Genomic DNA, 18181 nt, shown 5'->3' with positions numbered 1-18181 from the left:
TAGCAACCCAACGATTACGTGCGGCTCAGAACCCGACGCGCTTCGTTGTAGCGCTTTTTCCAGTAAGGTTCGTTCATACTGGAGATAATGACACCGCTGCTGGTAGAGGCATGAACAAACTGGTTGTTGCCAATATAAATACCCACATGGCGTCCCGTCGACCCCGCGCGGAACAGGACTAAGTCGCCGGTACGCAGATTACTACGTGAAACAGATTTACCGGTTTCCTGTTGCTCAGACGTGGAGCGCGGAAGTTCTAAGCCAAATTGTTCGCGGAATGTACGCTGTACAAAGCTGGAACAATCAATACCTTTTTTGGAGTCGCCGCCGAGGCGATAACGTACGCCTTTCCAGTCAGCGTACTGATCCATAATTCGCGATTTCACATCGAGGTTACGAACCATGCTCTCAAATTCATCCTGAGAAGCTTGCAGTGAAGAAGTCTCTTGACCCACACCAAGCGTCTCAGAATGCATATTCTTTGCGGTGTTTGTAGTGCTACATGCAGAAAGCAGTACCGCTACTGCTATTGCGGGGATTCCGCGTAAAAAATATCTCAAGAACGGTTGAGATTTGACCATTTTGTTTGTTTTCCCTTGAAGTCCTTAACGATAAATATCGTTATAAAAAATGCCAAACGTGACGAGACTAATTACCTGCGCACAAGGAGACAATTCTTTAAGCGTAAAACTGTGGCGGAACGCACAATTTTCTTCGCGAAGAGAATAATTACCAAGCGAGGCAAAACGGATTCGAGGTTACCCGATCGTCGCTGGCTTGGCGAGTTATATTATCTGAATTTTAATAAGAAATTGTGATACAGAAAGTGAATAAACGGGATTGGTCAATTAAAGAACAAAATGAGGGCAAAATAGCCAACATACTCATTCGTAATGCAAATGTTGTTACAGTCAGATGATGGTGAGATGAATGATTTATCTTTATCCATCGACAGGGAGAAAATGAACCCTGTCGATGTTAATAACTTTACGTTATTTGTTTAAAATTTGTTTGTTTTTGCCGGGGAGATAATTGTCGAAAAGCGCGACTGCACGATCGCTTAATGGGGTCAACAGACACCACGGCAGACCAATCAATACTACCGTTAATGATCCAACTGCGATATCGGTGAACCAGTGCGCTCCAATCATCACGCGTGGAAACGCAAAGACCACAACAATGAGAAGGCCGATGAGCCCTGCTGTTTTCCCGAAATAACGCAGCATAAAAGCAGCGAAAATAAGCAGCATCATTCCGTGATCGCCTGGGAAACTGTCTTTAGATGCATCCTTTGTTGAAATATGCAGCAGTTCGCTGACGCGATAAATATTATCGAAACTCAGCGTCGGGCTTGCACGCTTGACGGGTAACAGCGCCTGACCTGCCTGATTCAGGATAACCGCAGTGAGCAGCATAACCAGCCCGATAATCACAATGCGGCGGCGACCTGCCGGGGTCTCCTTCAGCCAGAAACTGAGCATCAGGCAGCCCATCGCCAGCAGAGAGCAGCCGTCAAACGCCCGGTTATTGGTAATGGCGACCAGCCACAGGAATGCCCGGCTTTCGACCAGTTTATGGTTAAAGAAGTGGAAAATACCGGAGTCGATGGGGAACCAGAATCCATGATTAGCGGGAATGTACCAGCTCATGAATAATGCCAGGCCAGCAACATTCAGCAAAAGTATCAGTGGTAATCGGGTTTTCATATTCACATATTTCACTGTTCAATAAATCGCAGGCAACCTTACGCAGGTTCAGCTAAACGAAGCTTCAACAATGCGCTCTGCAATGCATTCCAGTCGGCATCGGTACTGGAAATTAGCTCAATACGGCTATCGGGCGGTGCGACGTTCTGTGTTTCAATGTGCAGATCCTCGCCCTGGCGATTAATGCGCACGAGGCCTTCCGGGATACGCATCACCCCTTTCACCCGACCGACGGGGGCAAGACGCGCCCATTCCAGCAGTCCGATAGTATCGAATACGGTATCGGCATCGAAAATCCAGCCGCAAGCCTGATGTCCCTGACCGCTGTTGAGGCTTCGGCGCCAGCGCTGCTGCGCGGGCAGGCTCAGCGCTGCTAACCCTCGTTTCTCCGGATGGCTATGCGAATGTGCGGCGCTGGCGGGCAATTCCGAGAGGTTCAGGCGCGGTAGGTCCAGCAACTGAGCGTCAATCTGTCCGTGCTCGGTCTGCACTAACTGGCGGTTGCCGCCAGACTGCTGCCACCATGCGCGCAGGGCACCTTCACTTTCAGTTGTTGCGCGATCGGATTTATTCGCCACGATGACATCTGCCGCTGCGAGCTGGTCGCGGAAGTTTTCGTTGCCAAGGCTTTTATCATCCAGCAACAGGCGCGGGTCAAGAATACACAGGGTCGCGCGGAGGTCGATCCAGGGCTCGTAAACGGGGGCGGTGAGCAAATCGAGGATCTGTTTCGGATGCCCCAGACCCGTCGGTTCAATCAGCAGACGGTCTGGTTTTCCCTGGCGCAGCAGCGTGTTCAGTCCGACCTGCATCGGCAAACCATTGACGCAGCACATACAGCCGCCGGGGATCTCTTTAAGCAAAGCTCCACTGTCCGCGAGCAGGGCGCCGTCAATACCGACTTCGCCGAACTCATTGACTAACACAGCCCATTTTTCTTCCGGGTTTTTGTGCGCTAACAGGTGAAGAATAGAAGTGGTTTTACCGCTGCCGAGAAAACCGGTAATGAGGTTAGTTTTGGTCACGCCTGCTCCAGAATGATGTGCCGTAACGATTTCTATTAATCCTGGCGAAAAAAAGCGGAAAAGAGAAGGGCGAGACGAGCGAAGGCGGGGGTCGCTCGTCTTAATGGCAGAAATTGTTAATTTTTTAAGGTATCCAGTACTGCCTGATAAGCACCGTGCTGCGCGATGCGCTGCCAGGCTGATTCAATCGCCTGTACAAAAACGCGATTGCGTGGCAGGTCGTCACCGAAAATCTCCGGTAATAAGAGCAGGGCGGTGACCCGTTCTTCAGTACGGCTGGTATCCACTGCGGCGCGGATTTTTTCGCTCAGCGGATCGCGCACGTCAATGGCATTGCCAGCATCATCCGTCCCGCTAACGTAACGCATCCATCCGGCGACGCCCAGCGCCAGCAGCGGCCATGCGCTACCGTGGGCCAGATGGTGACGAATGCCCGCCAGCATACGCTGGGGCAGTTTCTGACTGCCGTCCATCGCAATTTGCCAGGTTTTATGTTTTAGCGCCGGATTGGCAAAACGTGCAATCAGGCCGTCTGCGTAGCTGGCTAAATCCACGCCGGTAATACTGAGCGTGGGAGCCTGTTCGTTCATCATCAGCCGGTAAGCGGCATCGCGAAAAGTTCTGTCCTGCATGCACTCATTAATATATTGAAATCCTGACAGATAACCGAGATACGCAAGAAATGAGTGGCTGCCATTAAGCATTCGTAATTTCATCTCTTCCCAGGGGCGGACATCGCTCACCATCTGCACACCAGCGGCTTCCCACGCCGGGCGACCGGCGACAAAATTGTCCTCAATAACCCACTGAATAAAAGGCTCACAGCTAATGCCACAGGGATCGGCGATCCCCACTTCATGGGTGATTTCAGCCAGCGACTCTGGCGTTGCCGCAGGAACAATGCGATCAACCATGGTCGCGGGGAAACTAACGTGTTCACGGATCCAGTCAGCCAGCGCGGGGGAACGTTTTGCCGCCATTCCCAGCACGGCGTTTTTCACCACGCGACCATTGTCTGGAATGTTATCGCAGGAGAGCACCGTGAAGGGCGCTAACCCACGCGCCTGGCGACGCGCCAGCGCCTCGACCAGAATACCGGGTGCAGAATGGGGCTCATCAGGTGCTTGCAGATCGTGAAGAATGCGGGGATTGGTCATATCCAGCGCACCGGTAGCCGGATCGATGCAATAGCCTTTTTCGGTAATGGTCAGCGAAACAATCGCCACCTGCGGCTCGCAAAATTTCTCGACGATCGCGGCGAGGGAGTCGAGCTTTGCATTCAGGCATTCGTTGACGGCTCCCACAATAATGGCCTGATTGCCGTCGGCGCCTTTTTCCAGCACGGTATAGAGATGATCCTGCGTGCGAAGCTGGCTCATCAGCGTGTCGCCGCTGAACAGGCTGATTTCGCAGATACCCCAGTCACCTCCTCTGGCATTCAGCACCCGGTCGGTAAGTAAAGCCTGATGTGCCCGGTGGAAGGCGCCAAAGCCAAAATGCACAATACGTGTTTTAAGCTGTTGACGGTCATAGCGCGGCGTTTGTACGCCATCCGGCAGTGATGCTGAGGCAATTGTCTTCATTAATTACACACCTGATTAACTATAAATTAACAATGGCAGTGTAAAGTTATATGACAACAAATTAAATTGGTAAGCCTTAATTATCCGGGGAATGTGAGCTGGATCAATCAATCATACGGCCTTTATTGATCCATACGGATAAGCCTGTATGGTAGTCGTCATTCAGGTACGCTAATTTGGTATAACAACTTGTGAGGTGAAGCAATGGAACAAACCTGGCGTTGGTACGGACCGAACGATCCGGTATCACTTGATGATGTGCGTCAGGCTGGCGCAACGGGCGTTGTGACGGCATTGCACCACATTCCCAACGGTGAGGTGTGGCCGGTTGAAGAGATTAAAAAGCGTCAGGCGATTCTGGCGGAAAAGGGGCTGACCTGGTCCGTCGTTGAAAGTATTCCGGTTCATGAAGACATTAAAACGCGTTCCGGTCAGTACCAGACGTGGATTGCCAATTATCAGCAAAGCATCCGCAATCTGGCGGCCTGCGGTATCGACACGGTCTGCTACAACTTCATGCCTATTCTCGACTGGACGCGCACCGATCTTGAATATGAAATGCCAGATGGTTCCAGAGCGCTGCGTTTCGATCAGATAGCCTTTGCCGCTTTTGAGTTGCATATCCTCAAACGTGCCGGTGCCGAAGCGGATTATACAGAAGAGGAACAGCGTCAGGCGCAGGCGTATTTCAATGCGATGAGTGCCGGGGAGATCGATAAGCTGACCCGCAATATCATTGCCGGTTTGCCAGGGGCGGAAGAGGGTTATACCCTCGATCAGTTCCGGGCGCGTCTTGCCGAATATGACGGCATCAGCAAAGACGATTTGCGTAACAACATGGCGGTATTCCTGCGAGCGATCGTACCTGTTGCAGAAGAGGTGGGTGTACGCCTGGCTGTACATCCTGACGATCCGCCGCGTCCGATCCTGGGGCTACCGCGCATCGTCTCCACTATAGAAGATATGCAGTGGCTGAAAGAAACCGTCGACAGCATCTACAACGGCTTCACGATGTGTACCGGTTCTTACGGTGTCCGTGCGGATAACGACCTGGTGAAGATGATCGAAACGTTTGGCGATCGTATCCACTTCACTCATCTGCGTTCAACGTGCCGTGAAGAGAACCCGAAAACCTTCCATGAAGGGGCGCATTTACAGGGTGATGTGAACATGGTAGCGGTGGTGACGGCGATTCTGACCGAAGAACAGCGTCGCAAAAAGGCGGGCGATTTGCGTCCGATCCCGATGCGTCCCGATCACGGCCATCAGATGCTGGATGATCTGCACAAAAAAACCAATCCGGGTTACTCCGCGATTGGTCGTCTGAAAGGTCTTGCGGAAGTGCGCGGTGTTGAACTGGCGCTGAAAATGACCCAGTTCCGTGATTTGCTGTAAGGCTGGTTAGTTAAGCAACATAACGAATATATATTCATTATGTTGCTTCAAAATCCGTCCTCTGAAAAAGCAGTGAAATGGTTCCGTTCACTAAAACTCCTCTGCTTCCTGTCAGTTTCGCTGCGGTGAACGTGTAAAGGGCGTTCGCCGCCACGCCCTTTACAATCCCGGCTCCCGGCAAGGAAAACCGCCGCTTCGCGGTCCCCTGGACTTATTGCGTCTGGCTTTCGGGTCGGGTACGACGTCACATCCCTGTGCCGCGTACCCTCCGCCCGCTCCCGGCGGGCGGCCCCGCCCAGCCGCAAACGTCCCGGCGGTTTTCAGCCGGACCTTGCGTTCCCTCCGGCTTCTTCATCGCCTGAACCGGGCTCGGGTGTGAGTCCCCCGCTGAAATCGGCGAACCGGAGACAGGATGTCGACCAGAACCGGCCGCAGGCAGGCAGACGGTCGGGAGGTGAGCGTAGTGTGAAGCACCGATTTCTCTGCGGGCCACGGGGATTGATAAGGGAGCCGTGGTGGCCCCCTTATCCCGCTTACAGAATGTGAAGTAACAGAATCAACAGGTCTTAAGATGAACGGAACAACCTGCAAACCTTAACTGACCAGCATCACAGCTAATACTGTTCTTTTTACATCAAGGCGAAACTTAATCCGCACGGCCCATATAGCGGCGCTCTTCGATATGAATACGGATTTTTTCACCGGCACTCAGGTACTCCGGAACCAGAATCACCAGGCCGGTGCTCAGCGTCGCGGGCTTGTTACGGGCACTGGCTGATGCGCCTTTGATGCCGGGAGCCGTTTCCACGATTTCCAGATCCACTGTCTGCGGCAGTTCCAGCGCCAGCAACTGGCCGTCCCAGAGCAATACCTGCATATCCGGCATACCGCCTTCAGGAATAAACAGCAGCTCTTCTTCAATCTGGTCTTTGGTGAAGGTATAAGGCGTGTAATCTTCTTTATCCATGAACACGTACTCGTTGCCATCGATATAAGAGAAATCGACGCCACGGCGGCTCAGGGTTACGGTGTCGACAATGTCGTCGCCTTTGAAACGTTCTTCCACTTTCAGGCCGGTACGGACATCAGAAAAACGCATTTTGTACAATGTTGCTGCGCCACGGGCGGTCGGAGACTGAATATCAATATCTTTCACAATCAGCAGCTTGCCGTTGTAATTCAGTACCATACCTTTTTTGATTTCGTTCGCTCTTGGCATCGAAAAGATCCTGTATCAGAGATTAGCTAAATTATCGCGTCAAACTACTCGCGCCGGGTCATTCAGGCAAGTGGAATTCACACTTTTACGGGTACAAAAAAGGTGTTACTGTGCGCGTCCTGTCCGGTGGTCATAACAGAGAGAGTTTAAGATGGAATGCCGTCCGGATTGCGGGGCGTGTTGCATAGCCCCTTCGATTTCCAGTCCTATCCCCGGTATGCCGCAAGGCAAGCCCGCCAACACGCCATGCATCCAGCTTGACGAACATCTCCGCTGTAAAATTTTTACCTCTCCGCTACGCCCAAAAGTGTGTTCGGGATTACAGCCGAACGCGGAAATGTGCGGCGAAACGTCTCAACAGGCGATGACCTGGCTCATCGACCTGGAAACGCTGACTGCACCTTAAACATCTTTGATGCGCGCCAGACAGGCCATGGTGGCGATAATCATGATCAGCGCGAACCAGAACACCGCATGGTAGTTCCAGATTTCAGCAGCAATACCTGCCAGCGAGCCAGCGATAATCCAGCCGACGCGGATAGTATTGGTATACAACGTTGTTGCGGAACCCGCCTGTCCTGGCATCAAATCCTGAAAATAGAGCATGCCGATCCCACCAAGAATGCCGATGTAGATTGCATTCAGCAGTTGTAATCCCAGCAGCACGACTGGAGAGTGCGCAACCAGCATCCCTGCGTAGAAACAAAAGCCTGCCGCTACTGCAATGGACATCAGCAGCCGTTTACCCAGCCGTTTTGCGAAGTAACCTGCAATCAGCATTGTCGGGATTTCCAGCCCGGCTGCCGTACCCATCATTACACCCGCGAGCTTTTCCGGGAGATGCAATTCATTAATGATAAACAGCGGCATGTTAATGATGTAGAGACTATTGGTGCCCCACATTAAGGTGCAAATGGCGAACAGCAGTAAGGTATCCCGTCTGTTGCGGCGGGGGGCTTCCAGTACTCCCGTCGCCAGCGGCACGTCTTTACGCATTGAGGGTAAAAATAACCACACCATCGCGCCGCACACCACAAACGCCACAGCGGCGCTCAGATACATCACTGTAAAGCTAAACCCCATCGCCAGCGCATAGGCCAGCGGCGGGCCAATCACCCAGGCCAGGGAAACCTGGGCACGCAGAATAGAGCTGAACATCACGGCTTCACGGCCCGTGCGATCGGCATGTTCTCGGGCCAGCGCAAACATTTGCGGGTTGGCGGTCGAACCAAAACTGCTAAGGAAAACGCCGATAAACAGCAAAATAAAATAGTTGCGATTCCAGGCGAATAACACACAGGCCAGCATGCCCAATGCACAACAGAAGACGATCAATGTTTTGCGGTCGCCTTTTTTGTCTGAACGTCCCGCCAGAAACTGACTGACCAGAATGCCTATCACGGCGCTCCCGGTAAAAAAGAAACCGACCATGGCCGGACGCGCATGCACTTCATCGGTCAGAAAAAGGCTTAGCGTAGGGGTTTGTAACGCACCGGCAATCCCGGTAAGAAAGGCAACAATAAGGAAAGCCGTAGACGTCAGGTCAAACGTTTTTGGCGAGGCGGCAGCGGGGGTGTTGTGCATGTTTCAGTATCAGTAATATGAAGAGACGCGGAGTTTACGCCGCCTGTTAAAAAATAAACAGGTGCCTGAATCAAATTCAACACGAAAAATCAAAATGGCATTTCACCCTAATTCTTTACTGTTGCTGACGCTGCTGAAATTTAACAGCAATGCCTTTTTTCGACTTCAGCAAAGTGAAGTGTAAGAGATGAAAATGTGCATTGCCTCAAAATTTCTCGATCAAAAATTGAAGTTTTCTTGCATGCTGAAGCAGAAAGCGCAAGACTTCTTGAAACGTTTCAGCGCTGTTCGATTTCCTGTGATGAAACCGTATAGCGTATTTTTTCTCATGTTAGCTGAATCGTTTCAATTCAGCAGGAGAGGAGAACCATGTTTCAGTTATCCGTTCAGGACATTCACCCGGGCGAACAGGCCGGAGATAAAAATGAGGCCATTCGCAAGGTTGCCGCTGTGTTAGTGCAGGCCGGTAACGTCGCGGAGGGCTATGTTGATGGCATGCTTGCGCGCGAACAGCAAACGTCCACTTTTCTCGGCAACGGGATTGCCATTCCCCACGGTACCACCGACACGCGCGATCAGGTGCTGAAAACCGGCGTTCAGGTTTATCAGTTCCCGCAGGGTGTTACCTGGGGCGACGGTCAGGTTGCCTATGTTGCTATTGGGATTGCCGCCAGCTCCGATGAACATCTTGGTTTGCTGCGTCAGCTAACGCATGTACTCAGCGACGATTCCGTTGCTGAACAGCTTAAATCAGCTACCACGGCTGAAGAGTTGCGCGCGTTGCTGATGGGTGAAAAGCAAAGTGAACAGCTTAAGCTCGACAACGAAACGCTGACGCTGGATGTTGCTGCCACCGATCTGGTGACGCTGCAGGCGCTGAACGCCGCGCGTCTGAAAGAAGCGGGCGCAGTGGACGCGGCGTTTGTTGCGAATGTGATTAACGAGCAACCAATGAATCTGGGGCAGGGGATCTGGCTGAGTGACAGCGCGCAGGGCAATCTGCGTAGCGCCATCGCTGTAAGCCGTGCTGCAAATGTATTTGACGTCCAGGGTGAAAAAGCCGCGCTGTTGGTGACCGCTGCGATGGCTGACGATCAGCCTGTTGCGGTACTGAAGCGTCTGGGGGATTTGTTGCTGGACAATAAAGCTGACCGCCTGCTGAACGCTGATGCGGCCACCGTGCTGGCGCTGCTGACCAGCGATGACGCACTGACTGACGATGTGCTGAATGCTGAGTTCGTGGTTCGCAATGAGCACGGCCTGCATGCCCGTCCGGGGACCATGCTGGTCAATACGATTAAACAATTTAACAGTGAAATTACCGTGGCAAACCTTGATGGAACTGGCAAACCAGCAAATGGACGTAGTCTGATGAAAGTTGTGGCATTGGGCGTGAAAAAGGGACACCGTCTGCGCTTTACGGCTCAGGGCGCTGATGCTGAACAGGCGCTGAAAGCGATTGGCGACGCCATCGCTGCCGGTCTCGGGGAGGGCGCATAATGAGCAGACGTGTTGCAACCATCACGTTGAATCCGGCGTATGACCTGGTCGGATTCTGTCCTGAAATTGAACGTGGTGAAGTCAATCTGGTGAAAACCACCGGGCTGCACGCGGCAGGTAAAGGCATCAATGTTGCTAAAGTTCTCAAGGACTTGGGTATTGACGTTACCGTCGGCGGTTTTCTGGGCAAAGACAACCAGGACGGTTTTCAGCAATTGTTCAGCGAACTGGGCATTGCTAACCGTTTTCAGGTCGTGCAGGGGCGTACCCGCATCAACGTCAAGCTGACGGAAAAAGACGGTGAGGTGACAGACTTTAACTTTTCCGGTTTCGACGTTACCCCCGCTGACTGGGAACGCTTCGTCACTGATTCCCTGAGCTGGCTGGGTCAGTTCGATATGGTTTGCGTCAGCGGCAGTTTGCCCAGCGGCGTGAGCCCGGAAGCGTTCACCGACTGGATGACGCGCCTGCGTAGTCAGTGTCCGTGCATTATCTTTGATAGTAGCCGTGAAGCGTTAGTCGCAGGTCTCAAAGCCTCCCCGTGGTTGGTGAAACCAAATCGTCGCGAGCTGGAGATTTGGGCGGGGCGCAAGCTGCCTGAAATGAAGGATGTCATTGAAGCGGCGCACGCACTGCGTGAACAAGGTATTGCTCATGTGGTGATCTCCCTGGGCGCAGAAGGCGCGCTGTGGGTGAACGCGTCGGGTGAGTGGATCGCAAAACCGCCTTCGGTTGATGTGGTCAGCACCGTGGGGGCCGGGGATTCAATGGTCGGCGGCCTGATTTATGGCCTGCTGATGCGTGAATCCAGTGAGCATACGCTACGCCTGGCGACGGCTGTCGCTGCACTGGCGGTCAGTCAGAGTAATGTGGGAATTACCGATCGTCCTCAGTTGGCCGCAATGATGGCGCGTGTCGACTTACAACCGTTTAACTGACAGCAGGAGAGGCATAATGAAAACGCTGCTGATAATTGACGCTAACCTCGGACAGGCCCGCGCTTATATGGCGAAGACCCTGCTCGGCGCGGCGGCACAAAAAGCAAACCTGGAAATTATCGATAATCCGAATGACGCTGAACTGGCCATCGTCCTGGCCGATGCCATCCCTAATGACAATGCGTTGAACGGTAAAAAAGTCTGGCTGGGCGACATTGCCCGCGCGGTTGCGCACCCTGAACTGTTTCTCAGCGAAGCAAAAGGGCATGCGAAGCCTTACAGCGCACCGGCTGTCGCGACGTCTGTCTCCACGACCAGCGGTCCGAAGCGCGTGGTAGCGGTGACCGCGTGCCCGACGGGTGTCGCACATACCTTTATGGCGGCTGAAGCCATTGAAACCGAAGCGAAAAAACGCGGCTGGTGGGTGAAGGTTGAAACCCGTGGCTCTGTGGGGGCAGGCAATGCTATCACGCCGGAAGAAGTGGCGCAGGCCGACCTGGTGATCGTTGCGGCCGACATTGAAGTGGATCTGGCGAAATTTGCCGGTAAGCCGATGTATCGTACCTCCACCGGTCTGGCATTGAAGAAAACCGCCCAGGAACTGGATAAAGCTGTTGCAGAAGCGGTTGTGTATGAACCCGCGAGCAAAGCGCAGACGGCAACCAGCGAAGGTAAAAAAGAGAGCGCGGGAGCCTATCGTCATCTGCTGACGGGGGTTTCCTACATGCTGCCGATGGTGGTGGCAGGTGGTCTGTGTATTGCGCTTTCCTTTGCCTTTGGTATCGAAGCCTTCAAGGTAGAAGGTACTCTGGCGGCGGCGCTGATGCAGATTGGCGGCGGTTCGGCTTTTGCCCTGATGGTGCCGGTTCTGGCGGGTTACATTGCTTTCTCAATTGCCGATCGTCCGGGTCTGACTCCGGGTCTTATCGGCGGTATGTTAGCCGTGAGCACCGGTTCCGGCTTTATTGGCGGGATCATTGCCGGTTTTCTTGCGGGTTATGTGGCGAAGGCTATCAGCACGAAGCTGAAATTGCCGCAGAGTATGGAAGCACTGAAACCTATCCTGATTATTCCGCTGATTTCCAGCCTCGTGGTAGGTCTGGCGATGATCTATCTCATCGGTAAACCAGTGGCAGGCATTCTGGAAGGGTTAACGCACTGGCTGCAAACCATGGGTACCGCGAATGCGGTCCTGCTGGGCGCTATCCTCGGTGGGATGATGTGTACGGACATGGGTGGGCCGGTGAACAAAGCCGCCTATGCGTTTGGTGTGGGTCTGCTGAGTACGCAAACCTATGCGCCAATGGCGGCGATTATGGCGGCGGGCATGGTTCCTCCTCTGGCGCTGGGTCTGGCAACACTGGTTGCACGCCGTAAATTCGACAAAGCGCAGCAGGAAGGGGGCAAAGCCGCTCTGGTACTGGGTCTGTGCTTCATCACTGAAGGCGCCATTCCTTTCGCTGCCCGCGATCCGATGCGTGTTCTGCCGTGCTGTATTGTTGGCGGCGCATTAACCGGCGCGATCTCCATGGCGGTTGGCGCGAAACTGATGGCACCGCACGGCGGTCTGTTTGTTCTGCTGATCCCGGGTGCAATTACCCCCGTACTGGGCTACCTGCTGGCGATTATTGCCGGTACGCTGGTCGCGGGTCTGGCCTACGCTTTCCTGAAGCGTCCGGAAGAGAGTACGGTCGCAAAAGCGGCATAACACGATCGGTCTCACACAAAGGCAGAGGATTCTCTGCCTTTTTTTATCTCTATTTTGTGTTCTTCCTCCCAACTTTTCCCTCCCTTACAAACTGTATCTATAAAAAATTGTGATTCTGTTCATGTCTGGTGGTTTTTGTCCTTTCCAGTTGGTTTACTTTTATAAAAACAGGCTTACTATAAACATATGTTTGATTGTGAACATGTGCTCTAATATGAATAAGAGCGCGATGAAAAGACTTAACGAACTCATTGTCATGGTATTTACATACCAGGGGATGTGCTATGCGCGAAAAGGATTACATAATCACGATTGGTTCCGCCAATATGGATGTTGCAGGATATTCGCATGCTTCTTTAAATTATGCGGATTCAAATCCGGGAAAAATTAAATTTACGCCAGGTGGGGTAGGGCGCAATATCGCTCATAATCTTGCGTTGCTGGGTAAGAATTCATGGCTAATGACCGCAGTAGGTAATGATTTCTATGGACAATCATTACTGGCACAAACCAGGCAGTCAGGTGTACATGTTGATAATTGCCTGATTGTTGCCGGTGAAAATACATCAAGTTATTTATCACTGCTCGATAATACCGGTGAAATGCTGGTAGCGATTAATGACATGAGTATTACCGATCATATTTCAGCCGCATTTTTATCGCAGCATGTTGATTTTATTCGCGGTGCCAGCGTTATTGTGGCTGACTGCAATATCAGTGAAGAGGCGCTGGGGTGGTTGCTGGATAACGCCTGTGATGTCCCGGTGTTTGTTGACCCGGTGTCGGCATGGAAATGCGTCAAAATTCGTGAGCGTTTAGCACAAATACACACCCTGAAACCGAATCGCCTGGAGGCGGAAACGCTCAGCGGTATCGCCCTCTCCGGACGTGATGATGTCGAGAAAGTCGCCGACTGGTTCCATGCGCGAGGGCTGAACCGACTGGTACTCAGCATGGGCGGTGACGGCGTTTATTACAGTGAAATGCGCGGTGTCCGTGGCTGGTCGCTACCGATAAAAACGCAGGTGGTTAATGTCACCGGCGCCGGCGACGCCATGATGGCGGGACTCGCTGCCTGTTGGGTTGAAGGGATGCCTTTTATTGATTCTATCCGATTTGCGCAGGGTTGTTCGTCAATGGCATTAGCCAGTGAATATACCAACAACCCTGAATTATCTGTTGCGAACGTTAAAACTCTAGTGGAGAAAACAGAATGTCTGAATTAACGATTTCCTCTGAATTATTACATATTTCGCCAGAAGTCCAGGAAGCCATTAACAGTAAAAAGCCGATTGTTGCGCTTGAATCTACTATTATTTCTCACGGCATGCCATTTCCACAAAATGCGCAAACAGCCATCGAAGTAGAAGAGACTATCCGTAAACACGGTGCTGTTCCTGCCACGATCGCTATTATTGGCGGCGTAATGAAAGTGGGATTAAGTAAAGAAGAAATTGAATTATTAGGCCGCGAAGGACATAACGTCACTAAAGTCAGTCGTCGTGATTTACCATTTGTGGTTGCTGGTGGAAAAAATGGTGCGACAACCGTCGCCTCAACCATGATTATTGCCGCGCTTGCGGGTATTCACGTATTTGCGACGGGCGGAATTGGTGGCGTACACCGTGGCGCGGAACATACTTTTGATATTTCCGCCGATCTCCAGGAACTGGCGCATACCAATGTTACGGTAGTGTGTGCCGGTGCGAAATCTATTCTCGATTTAGGGTTAACCACGGAATATTTAGAAACATTCGGTGTGCCATTAATTGGTTATCAGACCAAATCGCTGCCGGCATTTTTCTGTCGTACCAGCCCGTTTGACGTCAGCATTCGTCTTGACAGCGCAAAAGACATTGCCCGGGCGATGGCGGTGAAATGGCAAACCGGCCTGAACGGTGGTCTGGTTGTCGCCAATCCCATTCCGGAAACTTATGCCATGGCGGAAGAGAAAATTAATGCAGCGATTGACCAGGCGGTCAGGGAAGCTGAAGAGCAGGGCGTTGTAGGCAAAGAGAGCACGCCGTTCCTGCTGGCGCGCGTTGCGGAATTAACCGGAGGCGACAGCCTGAAGTCCAACATTCAACTGGTGTTCAACAACGCTGTACTGGCCTGCGAGATTGCAAAGGAATACCAGCGTCTTGCCTGATAACAACGAACGGGCAGCGTGCGGTCGCCCGAAACAACCCAAACCTGGCCTCGCGCCGGGTTTCCTGGCATGAAGGGAAATCATTATGGACATAATGAGAAGTGTTGTGGGGATGGCGGTATTGCTGGTGATCGCATACTTGCTGTCGGTGAATAAAAAGCGCATCAGCCTGCGCACCGTAGGCGCGGCTCTGGTACTGCAAATCGCGATCGGCGGGATTATGCTCTACTTCCCGCCAGGAAAATGGCTGGTCGAACAGGCCGCGCTGGGCGTGCATAAAGTGATGTCATACAGTGATGCGGGCAGTGCCTTTATTTTTGGCTCTCTGGTTGGGCCAAAAATGGATGTGTTGTTTGATGGTGCCGGATTTATCTTCGCCTTCCGCGTGCTACCGGCCATTATTTTTGTGACTGCACTTATCAGTCTGCTGTACTACATCGGCGTGATGGGACTGCTGATTCGCATTCTGGGCGGGATTTTCCAGAAGGCGCTGAACATCAGCAAAATTGAATCTTTTGTCGCGGTGACGACGATTTTCCTCGGTCAGAACGAGATCCCGGCGATCGTGAAACCGTTTATTAACCGCCTGAATCGCAATGAGCTGTTTACTGCCATTTGTAGCGGCATGGCCTCAATTGCCGGTTCGATGATGATTGGTTATGCCGGTATGGGCGTGCCGATTGATTATCTGCTGGCGGCGTCGCTGATGGCGATTCCCGGCGGGATCCTGTTTGCCCGTATTTTGAGTCCGGCAACGGAGGCGTCACAAGTGACCTTCGAAAATCTCTCCTTCACCGAGACGCCGCCAAAAAGCATTATCGAGGCGGCGGCCAGCGGCGCGATGACCGGCCTGAAAATTGCCGCTGGTGTGGCGACGGTGGTGATGGCGTTTGTCGCCATTATCGCGCTGATCAACGGTATTCTCGGCGGCGTTGGCGGCTGGTTTGGCTTTGGACACGCCACGCTTGAAGGGATCTTTGGTTGGGTTTTAGCGCCGCTGGCGTGGATTATGGGCGTTGACTGGAGCGATGCAACCCTTGCCGGAAGCCTGATTGGCCAGAAACTGGCGATTAACGAATTTGTCGCCTATCTGAACTTCTCTCCCTATTTGCAGGCTGGCGGAACCCTTGATGTGAAAACCATCGCCATCATCTCCTTTGCGCTATGCGGGTTTGCCAACTTTGGTTCTATCGGCGTGGTGGTGGGGGCATTTTCCGCCATTGCGCCACAGCGGGCGCCGGAAATTGCTCAGTTAGGGATGCGCGCGCTCGCGGCAGCCACGCTCTCTAACCTGATGAGTGCGACGATTGCCGGATTCTTTATCGGTCTGGCGTAGAGGATGATATTGCCGGATGGCGGCCTGAAGGGGGCATCCCGGGCCGCCATCCGACATTGCGTTCATACCTGAGCGGTATTGAGCAAATAGAGCGCGTTATCGGCAGAAAGGGTAGGGTTGTTAATACTGACGCTGGCGCGCGACAGGGCGGCACAGGCCATCGCGAAATTTGCGCTCTCGCGAAATTCGCTTCCTTCGAGAAAGCTGTAAATCAACCCGGCCATAAAGCCGTCGTCGGCGCCGAAGCTGTCCACAACCGTATACGCAGGCGGCGTGAGTAAGAACTGCTCGCCGTCTCTTTGACTGCAAAAGACTGATTCATCTTCCAGACAGACAAACATCTGCCTGATACCCCGTTGATGCAGGGCATTCACCGCGCGGGCGCGATCGGCATCACCGTTGATGGGCTGACCCCAGAGTATTTCCAGCTCTTTTTGCGTGAGTTTCAGAGTATGAATTCGGGTAAACCAGGTTTTCACTTTGGTCGCCTTGAACTCAGAAACGGTATCCACAAACACCGGGATCTCATCGGCGACCGTAAAGACCCACTCCAGGGCTTCCGGCGTCAGGTTACAGTCCGCCAGCACCACACCAGAGTGGCGAATTAAATCGCGTGAACTGTTCAGGAGTTGCGGCGTGAGCTGCTGCAAAATGTGGGTGTCGTTAATCGCCAGCACCGTCTCTTCCTGTTGATTGGCAATAGAGAGATAGGTCGAGGTGTTATGACCGTGCAGACGAATACAACTGGAAATATTGACTCCCGCCTGGCGCGTTTGTTCCAGCAGGGTTTCACCGTAAAAATCACTGCCGACAGCGGAAATCAGATGCACATCGCGACCCAACAGCGCGAGGTTATGGGCGATATTGCGCCCGACGCCGCCCGCGGAGCAGTGGATGCTCCCTGGGTTGGATGCCGCCTGTGGATAGTGGATGTCCGCCATACCGCGAATATCCATGTTAATCGCCCCTACAACCACGCAATAGGCCTGTTCGGTCAGGATGTAACCTTTGCCTTTAATTGCTCCTTTGCGCATCAGATCCATGATGTGCGCGGCAACGCGTGAGCGGCTGATCTGCAAAATATCGGCAATTTCGTTTTGCTGAATCAGGGGATTGCGGCGCAGGATTTTGAGTATCTGTTTTTCCCTGTCGTTCATGATTACGCAACCGCCTGTTCAGTCTGCTGCGCTTTCAGCCAGGCAATCTCTTCTGCCCAGATGTCGGGATTAATGGTTTCCAGTACCAGTGGAATGCCGTCGAAACGCGAGTCCTGCATGATCCAGCGAAATGCGTCATGACCGATGTTGCCTTCACCGAGGCTGTGATGGCGGTCGACCCGGCTACCGAAGGCGCTTTTGGCATCATTAAGATGCATACCGCGTAGATACTGAAAGCCTACGATGCGCTCGAATTCAGCGAAGGTTTTTTCGCACTCAGCCGCAGAACGGAGATCGTAACCAGCGGCGAAAGCGTGACAGGTGTCGATGCAGACGCCAACGCGGGATTTGTCTTCAACGCCGTCAATGATGGCGGCCAGGTGTTCGAATTTGAACCCGAGATTGCTGCCCTGTCCGGCGGTATTTTCGATAACCGCAGTGACGCCTTTAGTCTGGCTAAGCGTGATATTGATGGATTCGGCGATCTTCGCCAGGCACTCGTCTTCTGAAATTTGCATCAGGTGGCTACCCGGATGGAAGTTAAGCAGTGTTAAGCCGAGCTGCTCGCAGCGCTGCATTTCATCCAGAAACGCGTCGCGGGATTTTTCCAGCGCGTCGCTGACCGGATGGCCAAGATTAATCAGATAGCTGTCGTGCGGCAGGATTTGCGCTGACGTAAAGTGATATTTCTCACAGGCGGCTTTAAAGTCATCGATGATTTGCGAGGTGAGGGGGGCGGCGCGCCATTGACGCTGATTTTTGGTGAAAAGCGCAAATGCGGTTGCGTCGATTTCAGCAGCGCGAATGACGGCATTTGCCAGTCCGCCAGCCGCGCTGACGTGTGCTCCGATGTATTTCATTAAAGACTCCTGTTAACCCAA

Annotated in this window: 16 protein-coding genes; 8 read left to right on the top strand and 8 right to left on the bottom strand. The window is 52.8% G+C overall.

Annotated elements, in window-relative coordinates; translation table 11 throughout:
• Positions 1 to 14: 14 nt before the first annotated feature.
• The 4 genes from mepS to WB371_RS06705 form a co-directional block, all read right to left on the bottom strand.
• Complete coding sequence (gene mepS, locus WB371_RS06720; protein WP_336219316.1) at positions 15 to 581, bottom strand: bifunctional murein DD-endopeptidase/murein LD-carboxypeptidase; 567 nt, start codon at positions 579 to 581, stop codon at positions 15 to 17.
• Between the two features lie 411 nt (positions 582 to 992).
• The gene (locus tag WB371_RS06715) at positions 993 to 1712 is read right to left on the bottom strand and encodes a phosphatase PAP2 family protein (protein ID WP_336219315.1); all 720 of its coding nucleotides are present in this window, start codon (positions 1710 to 1712) and stop codon (positions 993 to 995) included.
• A 32-nt stretch (positions 1713 to 1744) separates the two neighbouring features.
• Complete coding sequence (locus WB371_RS06710; RefSeq protein ID WP_336219314.1) at positions 1745 to 2731, bottom strand: GTP-binding protein; 987 nt, start codon at positions 2729 to 2731, stop codon at positions 1745 to 1747.
• A gap of 116 nt (positions 2732 to 2847) precedes the next feature.
• On the bottom strand, positions 2848 to 4314 hold the full coding sequence (locus WB371_RS06705; protein WP_336219313.1) for a fructuronate reductase: 1467 nt from the start codon (positions 4312 to 4314) through the stop codon (positions 2848 to 2850).
• Positions 4315 to 4518: 204 nt separating this feature from the next.
• Between WB371_RS06705 and uxuA the strand changes: the two genes are divergently transcribed.
• Positions 4519 to 5709 carry a mannonate dehydratase gene (gene uxuA, locus WB371_RS06700; protein ID WP_336219311.1) on the top strand — a complete coding sequence of 397 codons (1191 nt, stop codon included), beginning with the start codon at positions 4519 to 4521 and terminating at the stop codon, positions 5707 to 5709.
• Positions 5710 to 6355: 646 nt separating this feature from the next.
• On the opposite strand, the gene yeiP is transcribed toward uxuA, so the two are convergent.
• A complete protein-coding gene (gene yeiP / locus WB371_RS06695) occupies positions 6356 to 6928 on the bottom strand; it encodes an elongation factor P-like protein YeiP (RefSeq protein ID WP_336219310.1) in 573 nt (190 codons plus the stop codon).
• Positions 6929 to 7079: 151 nt separating this feature from the next.
• On the opposite strand from yeiP, the gene WB371_RS06690 reads away from it, so the two are divergent.
• Positions 7080 to 7334, top strand: a complete 255-nt coding sequence (locus WB371_RS06690; RefSeq protein WP_336219309.1) for a YkgJ family cysteine cluster protein — start codon at positions 7080 to 7082, stop codon at positions 7332 to 7334.
• On the opposite strand, the gene setB is transcribed toward WB371_RS06690, so the two are convergent.
• On the bottom strand, positions 7331 to 8512 hold the full coding sequence (gene setB, locus WB371_RS06685; RefSeq protein WP_336219308.1) for a sugar efflux transporter SetB: 1182 nt from the start codon (positions 8510 to 8512) through the stop codon (positions 7331 to 7333). The two genes, WB371_RS06690 and setB, sit on opposite strands and share 4 nt — an antisense overlap.
• Positions 8513 to 8881: 369 nt before the next feature.
• On the opposite strand from setB, the gene fruB reads away from it, so the two are divergent.
• The 6 genes from fruB to WB371_RS06655 all read left to right on the top strand — a co-directional run bounded on the left by fruB (position 8882) and on the right by WB371_RS06655 (position 16143).
• On the top strand, positions 8882 to 10012 hold the full coding sequence (gene fruB, locus WB371_RS06680; RefSeq protein WP_336219307.1) for a fused PTS fructose transporter subunit IIA/HPr protein: 1131 nt from the start codon (positions 8882 to 8884) through the stop codon (positions 10010 to 10012).
• Entirely contained in the window at positions 10012 to 10950 is a 939-nt protein-coding gene (gene fruK / locus WB371_RS06675) for a 1-phosphofructokinase (RefSeq protein WP_336219306.1), read from the top strand. Before fruB ends, fruK begins: the two co-directional genes overlap by 1 nt.
• Positions 10951 to 10966: 16 nt before the next feature.
• Entirely contained in the window at positions 10967 to 12658 is a 1692-nt protein-coding gene (gene fruA, locus WB371_RS06670) for a PTS fructose transporter subunit IIBC (RefSeq protein WP_336219305.1), read from the top strand.
• A gap of 284 nt (positions 12659 to 12942) precedes the next feature.
• Entirely contained in the window at positions 12943 to 13884 is a 942-nt protein-coding gene (locus tag WB371_RS06665) for a pseudouridine kinase (protein WP_336219304.1), read from the top strand.
• The gene (locus WB371_RS06660) at positions 13872 to 14807 is read left to right on the top strand and encodes a pseudouridine-5'-phosphate glycosidase (RefSeq protein WP_336219303.1); all 936 of its coding nucleotides are present in this window, start codon (positions 13872 to 13874) and stop codon (positions 14805 to 14807) included. Before WB371_RS06665 ends, WB371_RS06660 begins: the two co-directional genes overlap by 13 nt.
• Positions 14808 to 14892: 85 nt before the next feature.
• Positions 14893 to 16143, top strand: coding sequence for a NupC/NupG family nucleoside CNT transporter (locus WB371_RS06655; protein ID WP_336219302.1), 1251 nt, complete (start codon positions 14893 to 14895; stop codon positions 16141 to 16143).
• 62 nt (positions 16144 to 16205) lie between these two features.
• On the opposite strand, the gene WB371_RS06650 is transcribed toward WB371_RS06655, so the two are convergent.
• Together WB371_RS06650 and nfo are read right to left on the bottom strand one after the other, a co-directional pair.
• Positions 16206 to 17300, bottom strand: a complete 1095-nt coding sequence (locus WB371_RS06650) for a sugar kinase (protein ID WP_336219301.1) — start codon at positions 17298 to 17300, stop codon at positions 16206 to 16208.
• Positions 17301 to 17302: 2 nt separating this feature from the next.
• Positions 17303 to 18160 carry a deoxyribonuclease IV gene (gene nfo, locus WB371_RS06645; protein ID WP_336219300.1) on the bottom strand — a complete coding sequence of 286 codons (858 nt, stop codon included), beginning with the start codon at positions 18158 to 18160 and terminating at the stop codon, positions 17303 to 17305.
• Positions 18161 to 18181: the final 21 nt, after the last annotated feature.

It is taken from the genome of Citrobacter amalonaticus, from assembly GCF_037053465.1.
Taxonomy (GTDB): Bacteria; Pseudomonadota; Gammaproteobacteria; order Enterobacterales; family Enterobacteriaceae; genus Citrobacter_A; species Citrobacter_A amalonaticus_H.
The sequence above is the reverse complement of the archived record's forward strand: the minus strand, read 5'-3'. Positions and strand labels throughout refer to the sequence as shown.

Coding starts and splice junctions, on each gene's coding strand:
- mepS (WP_336219316.1), bottom strand. CDS start 581: ATGGTCAAATCTCAACCGTTCTTGAGATATTTTTTACGCGGAATCCCC.
- WB371_RS06705 (WP_336219313.1), bottom strand. CDS start 4,314: ATGAAGACAATTGCCTCAGCATCACTGCCGGATGGCGTACAAACGCCG.
- uxuA (WP_336219311.1), top strand. CDS start 4,519: ATGGAACAAACCTGGCGTTGGTACGGACCGAACGATCCGGTATCACTT.
- yeiP (WP_336219310.1), bottom strand. CDS start 6,928: ATGCCAAGAGCGAACGAAATCAAAAAAGGTATGGTACTGAATTACAAC.
- WB371_RS06690 (WP_336219309.1), top strand. CDS start 7,080: ATGGAATGCCGTCCGGATTGCGGGGCGTGTTGCATAGCCCCTTCGATT.
- setB (WP_336219308.1), bottom strand. CDS start 8,512: ATGCACAACACCCCCGCTGCCGCCTCGCCAAAAACGTTTGACCTGACG.
- fruB (WP_336219307.1), top strand. CDS start 8,882: ATGTTTCAGTTATCCGTTCAGGACATTCACCCGGGCGAACAGGCCGGA.
- fruK (WP_336219306.1), top strand. CDS start 10,012: ATGAGCAGACGTGTTGCAACCATCACGTTGAATCCGGCGTATGACCTG.
- fruA (WP_336219305.1), top strand. CDS start 10,967: ATGAAAACGCTGCTGATAATTGACGCTAACCTCGGACAGGCCCGCGCT.
- WB371_RS06665 (WP_336219304.1), top strand. CDS start 12,943: ATGCGCGAAAAGGATTACATAATCACGATTGGTTCCGCCAATATGGAT.
- WB371_RS06660 (WP_336219303.1), top strand. CDS start 13,872: ATGTCTGAATTAACGATTTCCTCTGAATTATTACATATTTCGCCAGAA.
- WB371_RS06655 (WP_336219302.1), top strand. CDS start 14,893: ATGGACATAATGAGAAGTGTTGTGGGGATGGCGGTATTGCTGGTGATC.
- WB371_RS06650 (WP_336219301.1), bottom strand. CDS start 17,300: ATGAACGACAGGGAAAAACAGATACTCAAAATCCTGCGCCGCAATCCC.
- nfo (WP_336219300.1), bottom strand. CDS start 18,160: ATGAAATACATCGGAGCACACGTCAGCGCGGCTGGCGGACTGGCAAAT.